At 50.2% G+C, this 22,129-nt stretch carries 29 protein-coding genes; 13 read left to right on the forward strand and 16 right to left on the reverse strand.

What is annotated here, in order from left to right; all coding sequences use genetic code 11:
• The coding region (locus VGS11_05265) for a hypothetical protein (GenBank protein ID HEV2119496.1) at nt 1-244 on the forward strand (244 nt) is incomplete at its 5' end.
• Nucleotides 245-536: 292 nt separating this feature from the next.
• Nucleotides 537-1,058, forward strand: coding sequence for an Hsp20/alpha crystallin family protein (locus tag VGS11_05270; GenBank protein ID HEV2119497.1), 522 nt, complete (start codon nt 537-539; stop codon nt 1,056-1,058).
• 173 nt (nt 1,059-1,231) lie between these two features.
• Here VGS11_05270 and VGS11_05275 read toward each other — a convergent pair whose 3' ends face one another.
• Nucleotides 1,232-1,480: a hypothetical protein gene (locus tag VGS11_05275; GenBank protein ID HEV2119498.1), complete on the reverse strand. Its 249-nt coding sequence runs from the start codon at nt 1,478-1,480 to the stop codon at nt 1,232-1,234.
• 232 nt (nt 1,481-1,712) lie between these two features.
• Here VGS11_05275 and VGS11_05280 point away from each other — a divergent pair, with 232 nt between their 5' ends.
• From VGS11_05280 to VGS11_05295, 4 genes are all read left to right on the forward strand, one after another.
• The gene (locus VGS11_05280; GenBank protein ID HEV2119499.1) at nt 1,713-2,105 is read left to right on the forward strand and encodes a VOC family protein; all 393 of its coding nucleotides are present in this window, start codon (nt 1,713-1,715) and stop codon (nt 2,103-2,105) included.
• Between the two features lie 40 nt (nt 2,106-2,145).
• Nucleotides 2,146-2,604, forward strand: coding sequence for an SRPBCC domain-containing protein (locus tag VGS11_05285; protein ID HEV2119500.1), 459 nt, complete (start codon nt 2,146-2,148; stop codon nt 2,602-2,604).
• A 242-nt stretch (nt 2,605-2,846) separates the two neighbouring features.
• Nucleotides 2,847-3,272, forward strand: coding sequence for a DUF6114 domain-containing protein (locus tag VGS11_05290; protein HEV2119501.1), 426 nt, complete (start codon nt 2,847-2,849; stop codon nt 3,270-3,272).
• A gap of 72 nt (nt 3,273-3,344) precedes the next feature.
• The gene (locus VGS11_05295; GenBank protein HEV2119502.1) at nt 3,345-3,869 is read left to right on the forward strand and encodes a hypothetical protein; all 525 of its coding nucleotides are present in this window, start codon (nt 3,345-3,347) and stop codon (nt 3,867-3,869) included.
• Nucleotides 3,870-3,971: 102 nt separating this feature from the next.
• On the opposite strand, the gene VGS11_05300 is transcribed toward VGS11_05295, so the two are convergent.
• The 3 genes from VGS11_05300 to VGS11_05310 are packed head-to-tail and all read right to left on the reverse strand — an operon-like array spanning nt 3,972 to nt 5,763.
• Nucleotides 3,972-4,733 carry a class I SAM-dependent methyltransferase gene (locus tag VGS11_05300; GenBank protein HEV2119503.1) on the reverse strand — a complete coding sequence of 254 codons (762 nt, stop codon included), beginning with the start codon at nt 4,731-4,733 and terminating at the stop codon, nt 3,972-3,974.
• A gap of 4 nt (nt 4,734-4,737) precedes the next feature.
• Entirely contained in the window at nt 4,738-5,241 is a 504-nt protein-coding gene (locus tag VGS11_05305) for a histidine phosphatase family protein (GenBank protein ID HEV2119504.1), read from the reverse strand.
• 3 nt (nt 5,242-5,244) lie between these two features.
• Nucleotides 5,245-5,763: a GyrI-like domain-containing protein gene (locus VGS11_05310; GenBank protein ID HEV2119505.1), complete on the reverse strand. Its 519-nt coding sequence runs from the start codon at nt 5,761-5,763 to the stop codon at nt 5,245-5,247.
• Between the two features lie 109 nt (nt 5,764-5,872).
• On the opposite strand from VGS11_05310, the gene VGS11_05315 reads away from it, so the two are divergent.
• Nucleotides 5,873-6,106 carry a hypothetical protein gene (locus tag VGS11_05315; GenBank protein ID HEV2119506.1) on the forward strand — a complete coding sequence of 78 codons (234 nt, stop codon included), beginning with the start codon at nt 5,873-5,875 and terminating at the stop codon, nt 6,104-6,106.
• Nucleotides 6,107-6,572: 466 nt separating this feature from the next.
• Here VGS11_05315 and VGS11_05320 read toward each other — a convergent pair whose 3' ends face one another.
• The 3 genes from VGS11_05320 to VGS11_05330 all read right to left on the reverse strand — a co-directional run bounded on the left by VGS11_05320 (nt 6,573) and on the right by VGS11_05330 (nt 9,151).
• Nucleotides 6,573-7,334: a pirin family protein gene (locus VGS11_05320; protein HEV2119507.1), complete on the reverse strand. Its 762-nt coding sequence runs from the start codon at nt 7,332-7,334 to the stop codon at nt 6,573-6,575.
• A 151-nt stretch (nt 7,335-7,485) separates the two neighbouring features.
• Nucleotides 7,486-7,800, reverse strand: a complete 315-nt coding sequence (locus VGS11_05325; protein HEV2119508.1) for a hypothetical protein — start codon at nt 7,798-7,800, stop codon at nt 7,486-7,488.
• Between the two features lie 268 nt (nt 7,801-8,068).
• Nucleotides 8,069-9,151: an AAA family ATPase gene (locus VGS11_05330; protein HEV2119509.1), complete on the reverse strand. Its 1,083-nt coding sequence runs from the start codon at nt 9,149-9,151 to the stop codon at nt 8,069-8,071.
• A 147-nt stretch (nt 9,152-9,298) separates the two neighbouring features.
• Here VGS11_05330 and VGS11_05335 point away from each other — a divergent pair, with 147 nt between their 5' ends.
• Nucleotides 9,299-10,105 carry a GNAT family N-acetyltransferase gene (locus VGS11_05335; protein HEV2119510.1) on the forward strand — a complete coding sequence of 269 codons (807 nt, stop codon included), beginning with the start codon at nt 9,299-9,301 and terminating at the stop codon, nt 10,103-10,105.
• A 25-nt stretch (nt 10,106-10,130) separates the two neighbouring features.
• On the opposite strand, the gene VGS11_05340 is transcribed toward VGS11_05335, so the two are convergent.
• The 3 genes from VGS11_05340 to VGS11_05350 form a co-directional block, all read right to left on the reverse strand.
• Nucleotides 10,131-11,168, reverse strand: a complete 1,038-nt coding sequence (locus tag VGS11_05340) for a zinc ribbon domain-containing protein (protein ID HEV2119511.1) — start codon at nt 11,166-11,168, stop codon at nt 10,131-10,133.
• Nucleotides 11,169-11,171: 3 nt separating this feature from the next.
• The gene (locus VGS11_05345; protein HEV2119512.1) at nt 11,172-12,698 is read right to left on the reverse strand and encodes a hypothetical protein; all 1,527 of its coding nucleotides are present in this window, start codon (nt 12,696-12,698) and stop codon (nt 11,172-11,174) included.
• 63 nt (nt 12,699-12,761) lie between these two features.
• Complete coding sequence (locus VGS11_05350; GenBank protein HEV2119513.1) at nt 12,762-13,847, reverse strand: hypothetical protein; 1,086 nt, start codon at nt 13,845-13,847, stop codon at nt 12,762-12,764.
• Nucleotides 13,848-14,502: 655 nt separating this feature from the next.
• Here VGS11_05350 and VGS11_05355 point away from each other — a divergent pair.
• Nucleotides 14,503-14,775, forward strand: coding sequence for a hypothetical protein (locus VGS11_05355; GenBank protein ID HEV2119514.1), 273 nt, complete (start codon nt 14,503-14,505; stop codon nt 14,773-14,775).
• 23 nt (nt 14,776-14,798) lie between these two features.
• Here the strand turns inward: VGS11_05355 and VGS11_05360 are convergent, their stop codons facing one another.
• Nucleotides 14,799-16,439, reverse strand: a complete 1,641-nt coding sequence (locus tag VGS11_05360; GenBank protein HEV2119515.1) for a hypothetical protein — start codon at nt 16,437-16,439, stop codon at nt 14,799-14,801.
• Nucleotides 16,440-16,556: 117 nt separating this feature from the next.
• Here VGS11_05360 and VGS11_05365 point away from each other — a divergent pair, with 117 nt between their 5' ends.
• Nucleotides 16,557-16,898 (forward strand): hypothetical protein, encoded by a 342-nt coding sequence (locus tag VGS11_05365; protein ID HEV2119516.1) that lies wholly within the window; start codon nt 16,557-16,559, stop codon nt 16,896-16,898.
• A gap of 26 nt (nt 16,899-16,924) precedes the next feature.
• On the opposite strand, the gene VGS11_05370 is transcribed toward VGS11_05365, so the two are convergent.
• Nucleotides 16,925-17,542 (reverse strand): hypothetical protein, encoded by a 618-nt coding sequence (locus VGS11_05370; GenBank protein HEV2119517.1) that lies wholly within the window; start codon nt 17,540-17,542, stop codon nt 16,925-16,927.
• Nucleotides 17,543-17,685: 143 nt separating this feature from the next.
• The gene (locus VGS11_05375) at nt 17,686-18,039 is read right to left on the reverse strand and encodes a hypothetical protein (GenBank protein ID HEV2119518.1); all 354 of its coding nucleotides are present in this window, start codon (nt 18,037-18,039) and stop codon (nt 17,686-17,688) included.
• A 109-nt stretch (nt 18,040-18,148) separates the two neighbouring features.
• Here VGS11_05375 and VGS11_05380 point away from each other — a divergent pair, with 109 nt between their 5' ends.
• Nucleotides 18,149-18,514 (forward strand): hypothetical protein, encoded by a 366-nt coding sequence (locus VGS11_05380; protein ID HEV2119519.1) that lies wholly within the window; start codon nt 18,149-18,151, stop codon nt 18,512-18,514.
• Here VGS11_05380 and VGS11_05385 read toward each other — a convergent pair.
• On the reverse strand, nt 18,503-19,321 hold the full coding sequence (locus tag VGS11_05385; protein HEV2119520.1) for a hypothetical protein: 819 nt from the start codon (nt 19,319-19,321) through the stop codon (nt 18,503-18,505). The genes VGS11_05380 and VGS11_05385 overlap by 12 nt on opposite strands.
• Before the next feature lie 20 nt (nt 19,322-19,341).
• Nucleotides 19,342-20,586, reverse strand: coding sequence for a nickel pincer cofactor biosynthesis protein LarC (gene larC / locus VGS11_05390; GenBank protein ID HEV2119521.1), 1,245 nt, complete (start codon nt 20,584-20,586; stop codon nt 19,342-19,344).
• 71 nt (nt 20,587-20,657) lie between these two features.
• Here larC and VGS11_05395 point away from each other — a divergent pair, with 71 nt between their 5' ends.
• Nucleotides 20,658-20,930, forward strand: a complete 273-nt coding sequence (locus tag VGS11_05395; GenBank protein ID HEV2119522.1) for a hypothetical protein — start codon at nt 20,658-20,660, stop codon at nt 20,928-20,930.
• Between the two features lie 92 nt (nt 20,931-21,022).
• Nucleotides 21,023-21,622 (forward strand): hypothetical protein, encoded by a 600-nt coding sequence (locus tag VGS11_05400; GenBank protein ID HEV2119523.1) that lies wholly within the window; start codon nt 21,023-21,025, stop codon nt 21,620-21,622.
• 152 nt (nt 21,623-21,774) lie between these two features.
• On the opposite strand, the gene VGS11_05405 is transcribed toward VGS11_05400, so the two are convergent.
• On the reverse strand, nt 21,775-22,122 hold the full coding sequence (locus VGS11_05405) for a hypothetical protein (protein ID HEV2119524.1): 348 nt from the start codon (nt 22,120-22,122) through the stop codon (nt 21,775-21,777).
• Between the last annotated feature and the right edge of the window lie 7 nt (nt 22,123-22,129).

Raw genomic sequence — 22,129 nt, forward strand, 5'->3', positions numbered from 1 at the left:
GAGCCTGGGTGGGGCCACGAAGGAAGAAGGGACCCAGCTCGGACGGCTAAACGTGTTTCGTCAGCGTTTCACGAAGGGCGAGGTGCGCGAAAAACCGGCCCCTAGGGGGGTCGCATTTTACTTAGCAGAAAAAGTAGTTACGGGAAAGAGAAAAATTACGATAGAGTGTGGTTGGTCAGTGGAGGGTTCCCGGTCAGGATTTGCGTGCTGGTTCCGGGACGCTGACCTCGCTCTTGTGGACTGACAAAACCTGGTTCAAGCTCTCACTCTCCTGATGCAGCGTTTGGCTTGGTCGAGAATGACAGTCCTTATAAGCAAGTAACAGCTATTACAGTGTAGTAACAAAAATAGGAATGACAACAATGCTAACCAATATGAAATTCCCCACCTACGTCTGGTCGACGGCTACCCCCGGACTACTTCACGATCGAATCCCCACTTTTCAAAGAGAGGCCCATCAGCTCAAGATGACTCTGAAACCGATTCCCCGGACCGCTGAGCACCTGCCGGGAGCCGGCAATTAGGGTGTCTTCCCAATGACCATGGCTCTCATGTCCAAAAAGAAAGGAGTATCAAAAGCGGTTACGAAGGCGAATAAGCCTGCGCTTGCCGCCAAAGAAGCTCCATCGAGTTTTACTCATTCAGTCGACAAGATGTTAGACACAATGACCCTAATCCCCTGGGACCCCTTCCGGGGATTCGAATGGCCAGTCGAATATGAACTCCCGACGCGAATACCTTACGTTGATGTTATCGACTCCGACAACGAATATGTCGTGAAAGCAGAGCTCCCAGGGTTGAAGAAGGAAACCCTGAACATTCAAGTTGGGACAAACGAGTTGTCGTTGGCTGCTGAATCCAACGTGGAAACTGAGGAAGAAGGAAAAACCTACCTTCATAGGGAAAGAGCCTTCTCAACATTCCGCCGAAACATAGGCTTCGCCGAAAGCGTGGATACAGAAAAAGTATCAGCAAAGATGGCTGAAGGCATTCTCGAAGTAAGACTTCCCAAGCTTGAACGCAGGTCCGAAAGGAAGACCCGCAGAATAACGCTATAGAGGCCTCGCTTGGCCCCTTTGGCCGAAACTTTCAGCTCAGAACTGGGCTCAGCTAATGGACTAGCAACTATGGGAAGATTAGGCAGATCCATGCCCGAAAAAATCGTGTGACCTCGTTTGACCTTGGCTTGCCGACGGATATGGTTTTTCCTCTGATGATGAGGACGGTCATCTTACGCATATTTTATGACGAGACTGATTATTCCACCCAGCAGCACAAGTATTCCTCCCGCCCCTCCTCCGATCAAGCCGATTACGATCAGTACGATAGCCCATTCGATCTGGCCGGCTTTCTTTGCGCCGACGAGTGCGACCGCGCCGAGGATGATCTGGATGACCCCATTTTGCAGACCGAAAGCGGTTAACAACGAGAAATTGGCGATCGATGTTCCGATAACGCTTCCCAGGCAGAGCACTATCATGATAAATCCCCCAACAAAATAAGAAGATAGGCGACACGCCCTAAGGAACGATCAGCCATTGAGCGGCCACGAGTCGCAACGCGACAGTCCAGATATTCTTAACGCTTCCTCCACGGGGATCCATTTCCTCGCAGTAAAAGATGTTCAGAGCCTACCCCCACACCCTTGCCTCTTCAACATCGGTATGTTCGAAGCGAGCAAATCATAATACTTCTGGGGTAGATGATCGGTCATGCATCCTGGGAAGGCTGGGTTACGCTTGCACCAGGTGCTGTTGCAAGTGAAGGATATAGAACGATCTAGGGAATTCTACACAAAGAAGCTGGGGTTTAGCGTACTGTATGACTTTTCTCCCCAATACCTTGCCGTTATTACTCCGAACAAGCTTCAGATAGGCCTGTACCCGTCTCGGCGGGGCGCTCGTCGGGCGCGGACTAGGGACCAAACAGCCGGGCTTGAGTTTGAAGTCGATAACGTTGAATATTGGTACCGGATGCTCAGGAGACGAGGGATAAGGTTCAGCGAGAAACCCAAGGATTCCTGGGGGGAACGAGAGGCACGCTTCACAGACCCTGATGGCTACCGCCTAGCAATATCGAGCCCTGCTAAGAAATCCTCAAAATGAAAACCAGTTCTCAAGCATACGGGTAAGGCGATTTCTCAACATGGCAACGAGCAGGCCCAAGTTGGAACTGGTCGAAACGGCCACAGACAGAATTACCATCTTGGCAGATTTTCCCTATCTGAGCCCGGCCCTGCTCTTCGACTATTGGACAAGTACTGATCTGCTCAAGAAATGGTGGCCTCCCGCGGCGGAGTTGCAGCCCAAGGTAGGCGGGGCCTATCATTTCTCCTGGCCCCAACAAGATTGGCATCTTCGGGGCAAGTTCACCATGTTCGACAGGGGGAAGGCGCTTGGCTTCACGTGGAAGTGGGACCATGAATCCGTTGACGTAACCAGGGTCACACTACTCTTCCACTCAATGCCGAACGGGGGGACAAGACTCACCCTTCATCACGAAGGCTATTCGAAGAACTCGGAAGCGAAAAAGACAAGGGATGAACACGTAGAAGGCTGGACTTTCTTCCTGAGAAAGCTCCAAGAACAAGGCCAGGAATCGTGAAACTCCCCCGACTAGCAAGCCCTTGCCGTAACTAGAAATTCCGAGGTATGACGGATAACACTCTCGGATCTGAGGGTCGTTGAAGCCGCCTTTGGCCTCTTCTAGAGGCTCATGATGCTGGTGCGCCCTTGTTTTGGTTGTATCAGAATCGTTTCGGCACTCTGGATGGCTGTATCAATATCGTTTCATGGAACGTATTTCCCCTGTGACCGACAATGTACTGCTGGAGGTAGAAAATAGAAATGACTCAAAAAACCGCTCTCGAATATCCGAACGTTCCCTCAATACTGGCTCTGATAGGTGGCGCTTTGATAGTGCTGGTGGACATAATTCTCTTGACCGTCTCCATAGTGATCCTGCCACATCTCAACTATACGAATTTCACACCGCCACGAGGCTATACTGGCAGCCCAGGCAACATAGCGTCTGGATTTGTCGGCGCACTCTCAGCCTTCGGTCTGGTCTGTGGCATTATCGTCCTCTTATCGGCCATAATGCTGCGTTTCATGCCGTCTCAACGACAGACATGGGGCATCTTCATACTGGTCTTTTCCATCCTGAGCTTCTTCGGCTTCGGGGGATTCATCGTTGGGGCCGTTCTCGGAATTGTCGGCGCAATAATGATCCTGAGATGGAAACCACCACCGCTGCCACAACCAGAGCACTAGAGTCGGTTGAATCCAGAACGCAGTGTGCAAACGGGATAAGAGGAACAGCAATAGGAAGGGTGAGGCGTCGAATTGGAGAAGCTAAAGATCCTCCTGATAATGCTCGTATCCGCGACCGGAGGACTTGCAGTCTCCATTTACGTCCTCGCCCTATTCCTCGCTCCTACCGAGCCGCCCTTGGTGGTGCTCGGCCAGCTTCTCTCGAACGGCTTCCCAGCCACTTTTCCATTCTTAGTACTATTCTCCTCCCTTTTGTTTCTCAGCACAGTTCTTGCAAGCATGGTCGGGGTCATCTACTTCCTAGTGCTACCCGAGATGAAGAACTATTACGCATCAAGCAACAATGGAAAGGAGAACGCGTCGATAGTGTTGAGAACTCTCAAGCCAGAGGAGATTAGCGTTGTAAAAGTGTTGGACGCCCACGGCGGCACTTACCTGCAGAAGTACATCACGAAAGAAACAGGCTTATCACGTTTGAAGACGCACAGAGTAGTCGCAGCATTATCCGAGCGAGGCGTTGTTACTGTCGAAAAATATGAGAACACGAACCAAGTTTCACTCGTCAAATGGTTTCAAGAAGGAATGCGGCCACAATAAGATTCCAAGCCTTAACCGTGCAAGAATAGTACAGCCTGTCGATATTGCGACGCGCCTGTAAAGAGCCACTATTTCTGTCGATCTACCGCGAGTATTTTCCGATTATGGGACCCGGATGCCGATAAGATCCGAACCCCGTCGATGAAAGACCCTAGCGGAAAATGCCGCTGCTAGTTTCTCGACGGCATTTGGGTTGTATGAGCTGTTGTCTGCGATAACTATGGAGCCGGATCGCAAGTGTGGCTGGACAGTTTTCAATTCATATTCCAAGTGTTTCGATGTCCACGGACTGTCGTGACAGAAAATATCAACAGTCTTGATCTTGCCGAGCAGATCTTCGAGCAACTCTTCGCTTCGTCCCTTGCGCAAATCCCATCGTTTCCTAAGATCTATTGGTACAGCCCATCCGGAGTCTCTTCCATATGGAATGGTCCATGAAATATCGGCTTTCGATCGTTTCGGTTTCGAACTGTATGTTGGATAATCGATCGAGTGTAAGGTTCCTTTCCTGTTTCTCTTTAGGGCCAGGAGAAAATGGGCGGATGATATGCCGGAGGAGACGCCGCTTTCTACAATATGGTCAGGGTTCAGGATCCTTGTGATCCCGTATAATTCGAGAGGGGCCGGGAACTGTGCATAGTAGGTTCGCCCGGTCTCGATCATGGTATCACGGATCGTCCGTTCTCTTGCGAGATTGTCACGCATTTCATCGAGAACATGTGCTACCTCGTCCGAACCCACGCCAGTCAAAGCTTCAATCCATCTGGGTTCGGGACGCGCACGATTGCCTAGAAGCGGCAGAAATTCTGAGTAGTCCATACTGTCAGGATGGTTTCTTGTTGTTAGAAGCGTGGTCTGGGACATTTTTTTACGTGATCCATTTCTTGCCGTTGAAGTTGTTGCTAGGTGGTAGCAGCCATAACAAGATGCCTTTGCCTTGTTTTGGATACGTGTCGCATTGTACGCATGCAATTGCACCGCTGTAAAGGCCCACTTTGGATTTGGCGCCTAACAGGTCAGCGATCAGGTTTCGTAACAGCGGCTGATGTGATACGAGCAGTACGCTGTCAGTCTTGTCCAATTTACGCAAGCGCTCATATGTTTCGTTGACTTCGCGTTCTCCCAGCAGACAATCGTCGTAGACAAGTTTTGACGGCTTGTTGAATTCCTCTGCGGCAATCTCAGCCGTCTCTTTCGCCCTCAATAATGGACTGGAAATAATCCAGTCCGGATTCAGACCCAATTCGTTCTTAGCAATACGGACAACATTGCGAGCCCATTTCCTGCCTTCGGGAGTAATATGCCGATCTGCTACTTTGGGCAAATCCTTGCCAAATTCGATGGGCGCGTGTCTCATGATGTGGACGATCATTTTCTACTTCCTCCTTTTTGATGTCGGGGAGAGTTTTCTGATTGGAACTTGGAGTTCGATATGTTTCTGAGCTTTCTTGTCTGTCCAAGGATTTCCTGTGTAAATCTCCCTAGTAGGTCCGGCTTCTTCGTATTCGCCGAACTTTGTCCTCCAGTCCAGCCAACACTCTAGGCCGTGATAGACTAGCCGATCTGAAAATTGCTTGGGATCAAATGTTACGCTTGCGACATGCAACGATGGGAGGGTTTTGACTTCGATGTCGGATGGAGTTTTGCTGCGAGGCTTCTGTTTGAGTTCAATGCAAGCCCACCATTGACGTTGAACGTTCGACGGTGCGCCTACCTCGTACTTGTCTAGTTCAATTCTGAACCACTTACCAGTTCTGGCATCCTTGCTGTCCAGCCATTTCGAAAGATAGTCGAACTCTGGACGAAGCATGTTATCTCCAGTGTAGGGCCCAGTGTACGTTTTTGATACGACGTTGTGGGCAGGTTCGCGTTTCAGTACAATGTCGACAACCAAGATTTGATCTGTTTTGGATCTGGTCGTGGATTAATAGATAAACAATCGCTGTCGTTATAACGACTTATAAGTGTCTATAGCAACTCGCAACTAGTAAGGAGGACCAGCATTGCAGAAGGGCGATAGTGTTCGAGACAAGTCGGACGAGACCACCATTATGATCGCGGTTGCGGACAAGATTAGACTGGACAGGTTGAAGGTGCACAGACGCGAACCCTATCGCGACGTGATCAAGAGACTTCTTGACCAAACTGATAAAACAGTAGGAACGAAAGGTCCCCAGTACATTCGAGGCCTAATCGATTCTGTGGTGGGACGTCCCAGTCAAGAACCGGAACGGTAGCGTAGAGGACTAGGCGTCGACATCTTAGCGTGTCGGCCGGCACTTGTTCAGGTTGACCTCAAAACCACTATCGCGTTCAAGCTGAACACGAGACATTCGTTAGCCGAAGGCTGTTCGTTTGCCCTTTCGAGCCAGTGCAACAGTTGCCACGATCGTTACCAACCCCAGGAACACCAATAAAATGCCGTACACGATTGGGAGTGAGACGCCGCACCTGGAAGACCCGACGTACTTACCGCCTAGCTGACATCCAGCCGGAGGGGAGAGGTATCGGTATTGATGATGAGGTAGCCAAACTCACCCAGAAGTATTCCGACCATCAAGAGAGAAACCCCACGCCCGCGAGCCAATCCTACTCACACATTTGATACTAGGTAGTATTCAGGAAGGCACCATATTTATGGCAAATACCCAGGTTACGCCAAAATCGTTCCCAGGCTCGATCTCGTGGACCTAGATCAATAGCTTAGTGCGTAGGCCATCCTTTCGTCAAGTTGACCTCTAGTAACAATAGCTCCGCTTCTTTCTCTGCTGTGGTCGCGACGATTCCCTCTCCGGTTATTTGTGTGGCGTTGAATTCTGGCAGAAGCCGGTCGTTGACGCTGACGGGTCCACCTTCCAGAACGTAGAGGTATAACCCATAATCTTCTCTTACCTGGCAGTTGATTTTGTGTCCGGGCTGGAGAAAGGAAGAAAGAACTGCTCCGTCAGCTCGGAGCGGTAGAGTCTCGGGATTCTTATAGGCTACTAACGGTAACCATTGGTTGGTTCTTTCTGATCGATCTACCTCTTGTTGTTCCACGGAAGGTGTCATGTTGAGCATTTCGGGATAATACCATATCTGGATGAAACGCATGGGAATGTCTCTTCGATTATTGATCTCTGAGTGATACATTCCGCGGCCGACGGTAGTGTGTTGTACTCCTCCGTTGTGGAGAACGCCGCCCTTGCCACGCTCGTCTTCATGACGGAACTCTCCCTCAACGACATATGTCACGACCTCGTTCTGAGTATGAGGATGAAGAGGCCAAACAGCACCAGGACTCAACGTATCATCGTTTAGAACACGGAGGTTTCCAAAACCGTTGTACTGCGGACTATTGTAGGTGTCGAAGGAAAAATGCCACCGACCACGAAACGTACCCTCCTGAATCCTACCAGAGGCCTGATACAGAGTGCTAGCAGGCCGGACAGTTATTTTGATATTCTCTGTTTTCTGTGACGACAACGAATAATCGAAAGTTGCCGCGGCCCCAGCCCGCTATTTAGCATTTCTAGAATTGGCTCTGTCGCCTTGTTGGTTGCCCATTTGGTTGTCAACTTTCGGTTGCTCCCGGCCTTACATGTCCATCATGAAATCGTGAGTTCGAAGACCCCTATCATTCGGTCAGCATGTCTGCCACAATGAGCCCCTGTTCCGTCGCCTGCCGACGGTTCACGGGTGGCATAGGCCGGCGGAGACAGACCGCGATCAATACTCCCGCATACAACGCCACGAGGCTCCCGCCTAACATGAAACCGAGCATTCCCAGGTACCTAGTCGCCCAGTCTTGGAAGTACTGGTTGGTGTTGTACTGTTCAGCCATCCAGAGGGTCAGGAGGAGGATGATTACGGATTGGACACGGACCATTAGTCCTGCGCGCCGGGCAACCGGCTCCGCCCTTAGCCTAGCGATACTGATCTCCTCATCCATGGACAATAGAATGTGCAAAACCAGGCTATATTGGTAGAGGACCCGAAAAATCACCCATTATCAGCCCTGATTAGGATTCTGGGAAGCCTCGGGTCAATGTCGGCAAATTCGTTCGGGTTCGTCCGGGATACTTCCGATGCCATCTCAGCCTGGATTGTGCCCGGAATCGCCTATTTCGCCCATTATCACTGCCGGACAGGAAACCGTTTCCAGGAAAAGGGGGGTCTTAGCGATCAACCCTCGCCCCGCAAGAGCGGTTCGTCCGCTTCTACTTCGGGAGAAGAGGCCAGAGATAGTTCCAGGCCAAGTAAAGTACCGCCAAGACGCCCGTGGCCACAACGAACCGCCGACCCCATTTGCCCCGATGAGGCTTAGACCGGAGGACGTCTTCCACGCTCGCCTTTTTCGCAGGCTCAGCCGCTGATTTCCTGCTAGGCTCAACTATCTCGGTAACGGTTTCCTCAGACGCTTCACTGGACCCCACGTTCTGCAAGAATCGTTTACTTGTGATCGCTGGTCGTGGGACACGGAAGACCCCTGAGCCCGTCTTCGCCACGTACGCGGTCCACGCAAGCTCCTTCCGGTCTCTTAGAGCATCCACCTCGTGCTGCCGCATAGCATAGTAGACAACCGGGCCAAGCATCTTCTCGACCTTATTCGCGTCAAACGTGCCTGGCGTTCCCGTACTTCTGACAAGAACCAGGTCCGCATCAGCCCGCAAATCAATATCCCCACCATAGAACCGGTGGAGAGCCGCGACCATAATCACAAGTCCCTGGCGCATCCCACGCTTGTAGAGTTCGCCTCTGATATCATACCACTTATCCAACCAATAATCGACCTTCCTCATCTTCTCCGAATGCCCACTCGTATCCTTCACCGCAACAGTCCCCGAAAGCTTCTTCACCGCCTTCGTCATATCATCAGCAAACAACAGAATCGCCTTCGGCGGCTTTCGGAACCGCTTGAACAACTTGTCAAGATTCTGGAAGAGCGCTGGAAGATCTCTTGTTGATCGTAAAGCCTTCACGTTCCCTTGACCGTACCTCTTCGCTAGAGCCTGAGCAATCGACTCAGCCAGAGTAGTCTTTCCAGTATTCGGTTTCCCGAAAATTATGATGTTCAAATGATGAATAGCATTATCCTTGCCGATCGAGTCCGGAAGAGGATCAGGAATCAGACCATCTAGAATAGTGTCCAGGTCGAGCTTCCAGTAGGTAACCTTCGCCAGCAGATCCGCACTCGGGACAACAGACTTGGCAAGAGACGAATTTACAGTAGTGATCTCCGATGGTGCGCGAACGATACTGCTCGGTGCAGGAATAATGTCTGTATCTTCCGATTCTGCCATGGATATGACCACCTAAGACTTCAGTACCTTACTCCGAGTGGTCAGGTTGTCTTTCTAAGGACTGAGTCGGATCGCGATAGTACAAGAATCGGGCGGGAACTCCGAACACTTATTGTCAAGCGAACTCTCTATTTCCTAAATCCAAGTATGAAAGCATCGAGCGAGATCAAGGTTTCGAAAGTACGGAAGGTGTCTGACATCGGACTCCGTTCCGCAAGTAGCCTCTCATTCTTTGATCCTTATCTTGAATACTGGGTAAAGGAGACTATTGAGATTGCGGGAGAGGTCCATGTCTCCAGAACGTCCGCCGGTGACCTTTCAGGCATCTTCCTGTACGATGGTTACGAAAAGGATGGATCCGTTTTCACACGCTCAAGAGAGGTATTCGATTACTTCTACAAGCTGAGATCGCTCAAATCGATCTACGCTGAACTACCAACTGAGCGTCCGAAAGAAACCTTCGACATCTACACGATAGATCTGAAAAACAGCTCGCTAGATCACACGTTCAGTCACGTAGTCACGGTCGCTGACAAAGACAAGATCGATGAGATAAGACAGTTCATGTTCTCAACTGATCCCAAGATCAACCCGAAATGGGTCGAGGTTGCGCTAAACAACAAGGACCAGTGCGTTACTGTCCGGCTTGGAGATGAGATTGCCGGAGTAGGATGGCTGTCGTTTGTAAATGGGATTGGAAGATTGCATTCTCTGTTCGTGAAGCCCCGATTCAGAAATATGGGCGTTGGCTTGGATATTCTGTTCGCGCGGCTCTTGTGGTTGAAGTCCAAAGGGGCTCGGTCGGCGTTCAGCGAGATTTCTGCGAACAATCTTCAATCGTCAAAGACCTCTGTGAAAGGAGGCATGAAACCGTCCGGGCAAGTCTACCAGTACTTCAGGACCCAGCCACCGAACGCCACGAACACGATGGCAAGGCCCCAGAATAATTTCTGATTCGACGTAGACTCGATTTGCCGCGTCAGGTTGTCGGGCCACCACACACGGGACAAACCAGCGCAGTAGAGTCAACCAGTGCCCCACAATATTTGCACTTGACCTTTGCCACTTCTCGAATCACAACTTGTTGAGCTGGCTGCTGTTTTGGTTCTAGATCGATAGACTGCGGTGCAGGTGGAGTGTACGGTGCAGGGACACGAGAATAATCATACGAGTGTTCTGGCATCCGACTCCTTCTCCTGATGTATATTGCAGCTACAACTAGAATGATGATTATGAGAGCGACCACTACTACTCCAACAATGAGATACAATAACGACGTTAGGTCGGGAGGTGGCGCTGTACCAGTGGCCAATGAATAACTGGTTGTTGTAACGTACAGGTTTTCAGCGTAGGTGAAACTGTTCCCGGAAGAATCACTGTCCTGTTCTACCCAACTGTATCCGATAACGTATCCAGTGACTGGATCAAAATATGTAGTCCACGTATAGCTGGCGGTGAATTTTCCATAAGAGTCATTTCGGAAGTAGCTGTTTTTGCCCTGAGCCTGGATTGATTGTACATACCTGTTTTGTGAAGGCAGTTGGTAACTGTAATTCTTGTTGAGGATACTCATCTGGGTATTCAACAAATAGAAAGTCGCGCCTAGAGACTGACTGCTGTCCATGTAGTACCAGACGTGGAGGGGACTCACATATCCGATCTGACTATCATTCCCCTTCACATAGTAGAAACTCGAAGATGACCAGGTGAAATTCCCGGCTGAACTTCCAGTTTTCGTTGGTGTGCCCTGGTTATCGTGGAAAGTCCATGCGTAGTTGTAATGAGATGCCACTGTTCCGTTTGAATAAACAGTATTCATTTTTTCTGTGCCATCAACATCCTGGTGATCGGTGTAGCCGGTATAGATCGGTCCTTGACCGTTGTTAACATCAATAGTCTCACGATACGTGAAATAGTCTCCCTGTTTCGGAGCATAGTTCGCGTGGACAGGAATTGCGGTGAGGACTAGGGATAGTGAAGTTATGATGATCAGCAGTGCGAATAATTTAGATTTCATTTCTTAGCCTCCGAAGCCACCGCCACCATATCCATGCACATGCGCCGGATGCACACCGCCAATCCCGCTGAATGTGCTATAGTATGATCCGTGTACGATGATAAGGGGTGCATACCATAGGAAAAATGGGGCGATTGGTGCGTTTGTAAACTGTATTGGAGTGTTTGCTAGTCTGGCGGTTGGATTCAATTGCTTCACCAATTCGTTTTTGACACCGTGAATCATACGTATTGAGAGGGATAGTAGTTCAGACCGGTCTAGACCTGGTGCTTTGAGTGCCAGTAATGAATAGGCTCTTTCCGTCAAGTCAAGAAGTTCATTGGCTTCCAGTGTTGGTATCGATGTCAGTATTGCAGCCGCGACCAAGGGATATTGTAGATAACTTCTCATTCCTTCAACAATAATCGACAGCTTAGTCCGAACTTCGTCCGGGCCCAGGCCGGACAACGCCAAGTAAGCGCTTGCAAGTTCTGTGTCTTCAGATTGTCTAAAACCCCACAGGGTGAACATATTCCGATAAGATTGAAACTGAGCGGCTAACTGGTCGGTTCGGACATTCATCACGGACAATATCGCAGCCGACTCGAATGACTTGGTCATTTTCGAGAACTGCACAAACCTGTCAGTTGGAAAGGTCCCATCAAACTTTCTCCCGTACATTATCGTGGCCGCAACCCCGGCGGACAATTGTTTCGGAACATGAGCGTGATGTCTCAGCTGATCATCCAATGTCTTCAACGACTGCGACAGGTTCTGTAGATCAGAATTATTGTCCGTCGAGAAGGATGGGTTGTCCATAGGTCTGAGCGATGTCATGATCTCTGCTACCATAATCTTGTTGTCACTGGTACTCTTGAAATGACGAACAACATCGAGTGCTAGCAGGAATCGTTGACTGATCTGATTGGGGTCTCCCTGGAGTTTTGCTAATCCAATGGCTACATTCCATACCTGTGTGAAGTCAGCCATTGGAACCTTCTGGAAGATATTTTGCTTGAGACCGTACTCGTATGAGTTTGCCTGGTTCGCTATCGACTGTAATTGACCCGCAGTAGCTTTCATCTCAGCGATGAAGTCTGGGAACTGATCGTCCATAACGCGATAATTTCGAATATTCAGATCACTTAGCGCGATTACGCCGGGGCCTGTTAGTGACACGTATTGACCATCATATGGTACCATTCGGTCCATGGTTGATTTTTTCAGGATCAGTTCCTTTATTCTAGAACCTGTCGCGGTGATTTCAGTTTCGTCCTTGAGTACTTCTTGCCAGTCTTGCTGAACCTTCTGACGTTCGGCATCCTTTTCCTCGCCACCCTTGAAATGAAACATTATCGAATGCGTCTTCTTCGTGTCCTGGCGCAACGCATCACGGGCAGCTCTATCAGCCATCATCTCATTCGCTAAGTTTTGATCCATCTGTGACAGAGTGGAAACCTCAGCTTGGGCCTGATCATAGTCACTTTTCGGGATCGCTGTAACGTATCCATTGCTAGAGAGCCAGTTCAAATCTCCTGGTGAAATCTGCATCGGAGCTGACTTGCTTGATATCTGGCTGAAAAATGTCCGAGTATCATTACACTTTATCGGTCATCACCAGTCAATAATGGGAAAGTTTTCAATAATACTCTTGTCGTCTAGAATATTCCCCACGACCAATTCAAGACTGTCTCGCTTACGTGCGACTGTGACGGCTTCGTCGTCCACGAGTGCCTGTTTAAGAAGATATTCGAACTGTATTTTCCTGTCTGGAGTATTCCCGAACCGTTTCGACCGTTCACGCTCTATCTGTTCATAGGCGTACATGAACTCGTAAAGAGATCGGTATATCTGATCATGTATTTTTTCTCGGATACGACCTTTCGGAACGGTTACCCATTCCAAGCCCTCAAGATCGACAAAATAGATTGTACCGTCTGGAGCTAGAACGGCATCCTTGTCCAGCCAGACGTCATAGAAATCGAACCCACTGTACCTTTCATCCTTGTTCTCTGTTATCGTTCTAACGAACAAGGTCAGATATGCGATACCGCTCTTGACAAAGTTCGACAGAAATCTTAGCGCTTTGTCGTCGGTGTCTATCCGGAAGAGGTCGAAGATTGCACCTATGTTGCCGCCAATGGTGCTGCCTGAGTGGAAGTAGATCCTAACGTTTGAGGGGACCAGTCTTGTTTCCTGTACAATCCTACCCCTGAACCTCCGATACCAGTACAGTTTCTTGACCTCATTTTCTAGATTTTCAGGCAGGAATGCTATCTTCACAAGCGGCGCGATTCGGAATCCATGAATCGATGTAAGATCGGCCATCTCCGATACCTTCATCGCTGTAGTCGCGTGCTGGAGGCCCTGACCGCCATAAGGAGATCCTCTAAGCCATAATTCCCCAGTAATGTATCGGGGAACCCTTTCCTCCGCGCTCACAATTCGCTCTCTTATCGCGGAATCCTTCAACATGTTCGAGATTTCAGTTTTGGCGAATAGTTGCTGAGAAAATGGATTAGTTGTCGATCCTACACCCTTTACGGAGAGGTAGAAGTCGGTCCCGTCCATTGTCGAGATGGGTGAGGTAGAGACTGCTCCTCTGTTGTCGTCTACGAGAAATTCTTTCGTCCCAATGAGATTGAGATTTGTAAAAGGTTCCATGCTTTCCGGGAGGTAGATTCTTTCGAATTCAGGCATTTTGTATTCCTGAAAATGTTTGTTCGTCAATACTTCAGGAGCCTCATACGAATTCAGATTAAGAGGGAGACCTTTCATCTTCAATTCCAAGTCACCCACGCATTACCAGCCCTGATCAAGGCTCTAGCACGCAAAGCACGGAAGATAGAGACTTAATATGGGCGCTGCCGCCCGCACCCCGAATATCACCCACGTGCAAATAATGAACGCCGATAGACTCTCGAATCTAGGACTGAGATTCTAGGAAAGTTCAATCCTGTTCACTCCTCCATTGAGGCGGTCAACCTATCAAAACGATACGGCTCCTTTACCGCCCCATCCAGTCTCAACCTGAAGATCGACGGCTTGAAATGCGTCGGCTTCCTCGGACCAAAATAGCGTTCTTTTCCCTAACTTTTCTTTGGCGCAATTATTCCTTTCATGTAGCTATTTTTTTCTGCTAACTAAGATGTGACCCCCCTAGGGGTCCGTCTTTTCCGCGCTGCGCCCTTCGTGAAAACGATGAGAATTCCACGTTCAGCCGGCCCCCCTAGCCCTTCTTCCTTCGTGGTCCCGGTTTGTCGGGGAGACTGAGAACGCGGATTTCCGAAACTCAAAAGTAGTAAGGCTTCACCACTTACAGTCGAGCGTTCCAAGCACATAGAGGAGTGCGATTATGGGTCATTGTCCATCGTGCGGCAAGCAGTTTGAGCTGCACGCTACGGTCGGCCTCCAAGAAGGCCTTCGTGTCGGAGACACCGCAATTTGCATTGGCTGTACCTCCCCGCTTGTTCTAGTAGAGCTCCCGTACGAGTTTAGGCTGATGACCAGCGACGAGCTGGCCGAGCTAGACAATGAAACAAGGGAGCTGCTGGAAAGGGCAAGGTCCGGCATCAAAGAGCAACGCGCTCAATTGCCCGTGAGCAAGGTTCCTAGAAAGGGGCGCTGAGGCCACTACCCTTGACGGATCGACTATTTTGCAGAGAAAGTCCTGAGTCGGTCTTCGAATATTGTCCGTGCCGGGAAGCCCATACTGCACGCGTACGTGTTGAAATCCAAGAGCTTCTTACCATTCCGAACAGCCCTATTCTGAATCTCCCGGATACTCTCACCAACGATCGCGTATGTGGACGCGTATCCTGGCCCGTTTCCTTGGTGCGCTGGGAACAGCTGGTGGTAGACCATACTCTTTGACAGGCCCGTCTTCTTGTTTGCCCAATCAATGAAATCCACAAGACTCTGCTTCCCAGAATTAATCCTAGCATCACCGATAATGCGCAAGAACCGCACAATACGCCACATCCATGTATAGAACTGGTACTCTTCCGCAATCTCGTCGAATCCGCCGTGCTTCTCGTAGAAGTTCACCAAACTCTTCTCATCCGAATTCAAGCCCTTTCTCGTCTTGAGCTTCTCCATCACATCCTGGAACTCAACCTCTCTCTGGAAGGAGATTCCCTCCGAAATCGCGCCTCCGAGAGGCGACCAGAGCATATCCACCAAGGTCGGCTTCGCCCCATATCCAACAGACGAGTTTGACGCGTGAACACAGTGCCCATACTCCTCATGCACAAGTAGGTTGAGCAACTCGCCCGGAGCTGTGCTCGGATCGCGACGCGGATCAGTCGTACAGATGAACACCTGCTGTGGCTTTTCCGTGAAAGTGTCGAAGAAGAATGCTCCACCGCTCGGAAATATCGCCGTCAGATACGACGGCGTCTCCATAACTCGCGCATCATAATGCGGATTTACCTTGACAATACTCTTGTTCGCAACCCTCACCACTCTTCTTCGAAGATCAGCAAGATACGGAATAATCTCGTTAACCTTGACAGCTCTCTTTTCCTTAATGACCTTCGAAACCGCCTCCGCCTTCGCTGAAACACCGTACTTCTTCGCCAGCCTAGCAGTCATCCGCTGGAACTTCGGTAATTCTCGATCTAGATACTTGAGACCCTTCTCCTCAAGCTCGACAGGCGATTCCGAATAGTCCCAGAGACGTTGAAGCGCTTGCGCGTAGATCTCTTTGCGGCCAAGATCCGCACCCTGCTTTTTGATGATCTTGTAGACTTCGTCAAAACCCTGGTTCTTGAAACCCTTGACACGGAAGATGGAAACAAACTTTCTGTTCGCTTCAGAAAGACCATCGAGACTCTCCTTCAGCTGCTTATCCTGGGTCTCTTTCTTGATCGTTTTGATAATTTCTTGTAGACCTTCGGTTCTTATCAGTGTGAGAAGACGGAGACCCGTGGGCCAGTTTCGACCTGCAACTTCCACAGTCCCTGCCTGTACGGCTCTGATCGCGTTTCGAGTTAGAGCCTTCATGTGACTATCAACAATACCCTCCTTGATCAAGTAACCGAAGTAGGCGTTTAACACGGACTCTGGAATCATGTGAGGTTCCGCTAGACCATACCATGCGGCAAGCGCGTCCAGAACTTTCAGCTGGGACTTGTTCTCAGCCTTCAAACGCAGCTCGTCTACACGTCGAGAAAACCTCTCGAGATTCCTCTTCGAAGGAATGAAGATCTTCCCAACATAGTCTTTCAGACCGTTAATGTACGCTCCGGACGGATCGTTTTCCTTGAAGAGATCGAAGATTTCCGATTCCATAGTTGACGCAGGTTTCGGTATCGCCATTCTTCCACATCAAACTCCGTTTGTTGTACTCTGAGTTGAGAGTACGGGTACTTAATTTTACTCCATTTTCACGAATAGTATCAAAACCACGTGAGAGTCCACAGGGGATCCCTCGACTACATCTTACCGACAGCGCCTGTCACTTGGTGGACTAATCCGTTGAACGAGTCCACTCAACTCATTCTAATCGGTTTCGCGTTGACAGGGTGGGGAGGCTTAGTCCTCGCCGTGCTTCGTTCGGGAGACCTGTTTTTCAGCTGGCCGGGTCCGTTGCGTGACCTGGGAGTAACAATTTGGTTCCTCCTGGTTTTTTCGCTCTGGAGCATCATTCCAGCTTTCATTATCGGTGCTATCCTCATACTGTGGGGTTTTCTGATTAGTCTAAAACGTCCCCGGGCCAAGTCTACCGATAGAATCGCCCGAACGAGATAAGCAAGCAGATAGAAGCTCTAACTAGGCTAGCTGGAATCCTGAGTTGATCCGCGGGTCTTCCGAGTCTTCGTTCCTGGCTGGGATCCCGTTGCCTTCTCGATACTTCGGAAGTTGATCTCCCGGACAAACGCTTCAGTGATGACGTCAAGGGAGTCAATCTTCTCCTGCATCAAGACATCGCTGATCTTCAGCGGATGATCAGGAAGAAGGAGATTGTCGTTCGAGGCAACGAAATGCTCCCAGTTTATCCCAACATCCAAGGTTGAATCCGCTAGCTCCTCATCTGTCACCATAGCAGCTCTCGCCGTATTGACAAAGTTCTGGAACTCCTCATCGGGAACCTGAAGATCCATTACAGTCCGAATCGGTCTGGGAGTTGTCCCGCCAAGCTCGTGTCCGAGAACGTGCGCGAGGAATGTGAAGTTCTCGATCTCGGTAAAGTGTTTCATCCGTATCTCCAGAGGAGTATCCCCAGTCGGATTGGAATCAGGAAAGTCCGAGATTTGCGGGGCTCCCGTCTGCGAATCATTGAACCGGAAGACCCTTGATAATCTTAGCGGGTTCGACAGGGCGATATTCCTGGCAATTTCTCTTACGGATTCGTCTTGCTCCCACGACTCTCTACTCTTAGTATCCGACGCCATGTTTCAACCCCGCAACTTCCGTTTTAGAGCTAATCTTTGATCTGTTACCCACGACGAGACTCGAATGTACCGTTTCGTTTCTGCCCATCCGCGGCTATCGAACGGAAGTCTCCCGCTGTCGATCCCGACTGTAGCAAGAGCGGCTAGTCGCCTGGCTTGCAAACAATCTTGACTCGATACTCTGAGACAGTATTTGTGAGAACCGTGAAAGGGCAGCCTTCGACAGTGCAGCCTGGCATTGAGGGAGTGCACCGGAAGTAATTGTAGACGGCGGTCTTGTTGTCGAAATTCAGCCAGTTCAACTGTTCAGTGGTCACAGCCCCGTTGCTGTATGAGGCTTGCATCTGTGTATGGTTGCCGTTCTTGGTCAAGAGGTATTCAGTCGAGTATGTGGTTGAGACCCCGTTTGGCCTGGGAATACTCTGGTACCATACAATTCCAACTATGCCGATGAGGCCAATCGTCAATATCGCAATCGCGAGGTACTCGCGTCTCATCGTTTCGTCCTTCTCGCAGACCCCTACGTGTGACTTAGATTAGCAAATCGGTACCTTGACTGCTGCATCTTAAATAAGAACGAAAACCAAGTTGGGTTGCGACTGTCTTTTGGCACCGAGAAAGCCACGCAAGGTCGCAACGAAGACACGAGCAAGATCAAACAGCCTTTCTCAGGGTAACCAGGAGAACTTCCCGACAAAAGACTCGATCAAAGCTGCAGAGGATCTCGCCCTCACAGCATTCGCGTCGGGACTGAAACTGGCGGCAGCCTTTGGAACCGTTGCCGCCAAGACCACAAGCCTAGCCCTCGCGTCCATCGCAACGGGGGCGGACAAGTTCTCTGAACTAGTCAAACAGGAAGCACTTCGCTCACAGAAGCTAAATGCGAAGAGAACGTCTCCAAGACAACGTAGGATGAACGACAACAAGAGAACGTCGAGGAGAGAACGGAAGCTGGAAGTCTTAGCTTCCTGAGCGAGTGGTCTTCGCGGAGCGCCGTAATAATTCTTGCAAGCCGAATCTCGATCCGTAGACCCTAGTAGCAAGCAACAATGGAGTACAAACAAGAACGGCCCCGAGGACAATTACCGCTCGTTCGAACGGATAAACGAGAAAGATAAACGGCCAGGAGCGCAAAGCGACGCTTCCCAAGAGGCTAGCAAAGAGAATTCCTCCAGTCACGTGTTCGAGCATCGTCCCGATGAAAGCCGCTACCAACACTGCTTTCGCCAGGTCTCTACGCGAACCGAAGCTGAACCTATCGCCCAAGTTTCGAGTAAGCGGAGATACCAGCACGGCTAGAGCGACTAAGTGAAGCCAGAGATATGGAATCGGCGGACTTGGAAGACGAAGCCACTGGAATGGAACAGGGAGGTTTGGAAAGTTCGACCCGACAAATATCTCCGTATTTGGATTGATGACAAAGAGACCCAAGGTCGCAACGTACATTAGGGCTGCCTCGGATCTTCTGCCGCGCACGAGAAGACTGATCGCGGCAACGTTCAACGCACCACCTAGGAAATCGAGTCCTCCGAATTTCAGGGCCCCAGCTGATCCCGGAATGAAGGCTGCGATCATCGTCCCGATAAAGACTGCAAATATTCCGTAGGATGGAGCGAGAAAGACGCCGAGAACCGGCGTTATGACTCCGCTGAACGTGATAGCGCCGCTTACCCCAATAAGCCGATCAAGAAACAGGGTTCTTGGAATAACGTAGAGCGCAGTAAGGGATGCCGTTAGAGTAATCATTCTGGTGTCGAATTTGTTCTTGCGGATTTGCAATTCTTCATATCACAAGGGGCTTAGCCGTGCCCAGTGACACGGTTCTTAACGATTTGCTGAAGCTCTCTCACGCTCAATCCTGTTTCAGTCGACATTCGTCGTAGGTCTTCGTATTCGATTTTGCCGCCTTGAGGATGACCGCGCGGCGAAAGCGCCGTCTTTGCTCTGACTTGGAACTTCTTTCCTCCAACCTCGAGCATGATCGTGCTGCTAGCCCTTCTGCTGATGTGTCTAGAAACTAGGATTTCTCGTACTCCAAGCGTCCCGGTCTCTTCCATTAGCAATTCGGCCAACTGCTCGCTGTTTGCCTTGTCAGCTATGACGGAGATTAGTTGCCCCGGCCGGTTCTTCTTCATGAAGACCGGAGTAATCGACACGTCTCGGGCTCCAGCTTCCATTAGCTTCTCAACCGCGCGACCGATAACTTCGCCGGAGACATCGTCCAAGTTCGTCTCCAAGACAACGACCTCATCGTGAGCGTGACTGCCTTCTAAAAGTTCTCCGACAGTTAGACGAAGAATATTGGCTACCTGATCTAGATCCTTTGCGCCAGCGCCATATCCGATCCTGTCGGGCGTTATGATTGGAATTTCACCCTTAGTAGAACTTGCCAGGTTGACTGCTATGGCGGCACCTGTAGGCGTTGTCAGTTCAAATTGGATTTTGTTGGTTTTCATGGGAAACTTGTGGTCTCGCAATATTTCGGCGACGGCTGGCGCTGGATTTGGATAGGTTCGGCCTGAGAAGTTCGTTACTCCCTCTCCTACTGCGATCGGGCTACACCACCACTGGCTTTTGGATAGTTCGAGTTCATCGGCGAGGTATGCCACTCCCAGAATGTCCACCAGGGTATCAGCGGACCCGAGCTCATGAAGTTCGACCTCCTCGGTCGAGTGATCATGGACGCGAGATTCAGCAGAAGCTAGCGTGGCCAAGACGGATTTGACGAAGGCAGTTCCCCACTCCGACAGACCAAGAACCTTTCCGCACTTCAGGGCAGATGACTGAAGATCGCTAGCCTTCCTCCTAGAGAGTTTTTCTTCAGAACTTACTTCGACGAATTGTGAGCGGATTTCTCCTCTGTCAACTCTGGTCGTCTTGACCTGAACGCTACTTGCGCCCGGAAGATTTGTTTCGACGACCCTCGCTACTTTTTCCAGCCTCTTCGGATTCCCGCCAAGATCAATTAGAGCGCCAAGGAATTTGTCTCCTGAGGCTCCTGAAGAACTGGCATCAATTATCACCGCTCTTCCAGAAGCTCTCATGTTGACCTCTCCGACCGCTCCGATTGGGCACAAGTATTAATCAAGCTATTTCGATATTATCACGATCGCCATTGGAGCCCAAGCCTGACAACTCGTGCGTCTACGGCCTCGGCGAATGCCCCGTACTGACCGTTGTAGGAGAGAAGATGAAAGACATGGAACAACGATCAAAAGTCTTCCCAACAGACCCCGGCGCAGCAGCTGTAAGCCAGATGATACAACCCTTCCTCCAGCTAAACGCCAACATTTACGCCATGCTACCTTCGTTCTGTCCCAACTGTCCGAAGAGGATAGTGGCGGTTGAGAAAGAGCTAGCCCAGATAAGACACCAGTCGACCAAATGAAATAACTAGATAACCCAAATTCGACCTCTTTCTGCATGGAAGTTCAGATAAGCTAAACTTCTCCCAAACCGAATCTGATATGGGTTGGTCTCTTGGCCACTTTCGGCCTCGGCGGGCCTGTAGGCTTTTCCCTCGCCACCACAGGTTACTGTAGTGCGGTCCTAGTCGCTCGCGTCTGGGAATTTGTTTCCCTTCAATCTTACTTGGGATGTAGTACTTCCTGCCCCGTTCGCTCAGCCGACGTCTTTCAGCTTCATCACTTCTACTATGGTCTAGCAATGTTCTTGGTCGCCACCGGTCTTCTGGCTGTTGCTAAGAGGCAGAGGGTTAGATGGGACGCGGCCCTGATCTTTGGAATAGGAGCAGGACTTTGCGTTGACGAGGCGGGACTCTTGCTCTTGAGAATTCCTTACAATGGGCTGCTCTCGATCCTCTTACTGACACTCGTAGGCTTGGCCATTTTCGGGGCAACCGCGAATGCAGCGTTACGTGACGGAATACGCGAGTTCAGGATATTGGACCGAGCTGATGTTCTAACTGTGTTGTCGATCCTTCTCGCTTTGGCAGGAGTGCTCTATCTGGATCGGCCTCTGATCACAATCATACAAGTCATTGGCGGTGCATTCTGGGCCCTTGCTGTAGTCCTTATCACACTCTTTGGAAAGAAGCACTTTCTCAAAGTCCGGGCCTGACGTCTTAAGCGGAATCCTTAAGCAAACTGTTGCATCAGTGGGCTTGAGAACAGATACGGATCGGCTACGAAGGGGGTTTAGTTCCCTTCGCAACTTTCCTAAACAGTTCGACAAAGCGGACGGCCGCATCGGCGCCTATAGGAGGAGCGGTCTTACTGGGGGGCTTTGGATTGGTTTTCGAATCGTTTGACAAGGCCAAACATTCCAAGGAAAAGGGCCACTCCGGCTGCAATGTTGACGGCTGAACTAAGAATCAATGTGACGACTCCTATGGAGCTGATCAGTGCGGTCAGTTGATCGGCGGGGAGAGATAAGGAGAGGATGAGAGAAACGACATTTCTGATCGTCAGAAGAGTGAACGCGGCGATGATGAGCGTCCATGCTCGGAACGATCCGGTCAGCTTTGTCACTCGATAGGCGTAGAAGACCACGCCTGCTTGTAAGATAAGCTGGAAGACCGAGATGAAGTAGAGCGTTGAGATAACAACCACGTCAGCCATTCATTTT

The sequence above is a fragment of the Candidatus Bathyarchaeia archaeon genome, from assembly GCA_035935655.1.
Lineage (GTDB): Archaea > Thermoproteota > Bathyarchaeia > 40CM-2-53-6 > 40CM-2-53-6 > 40CM-2-53-6.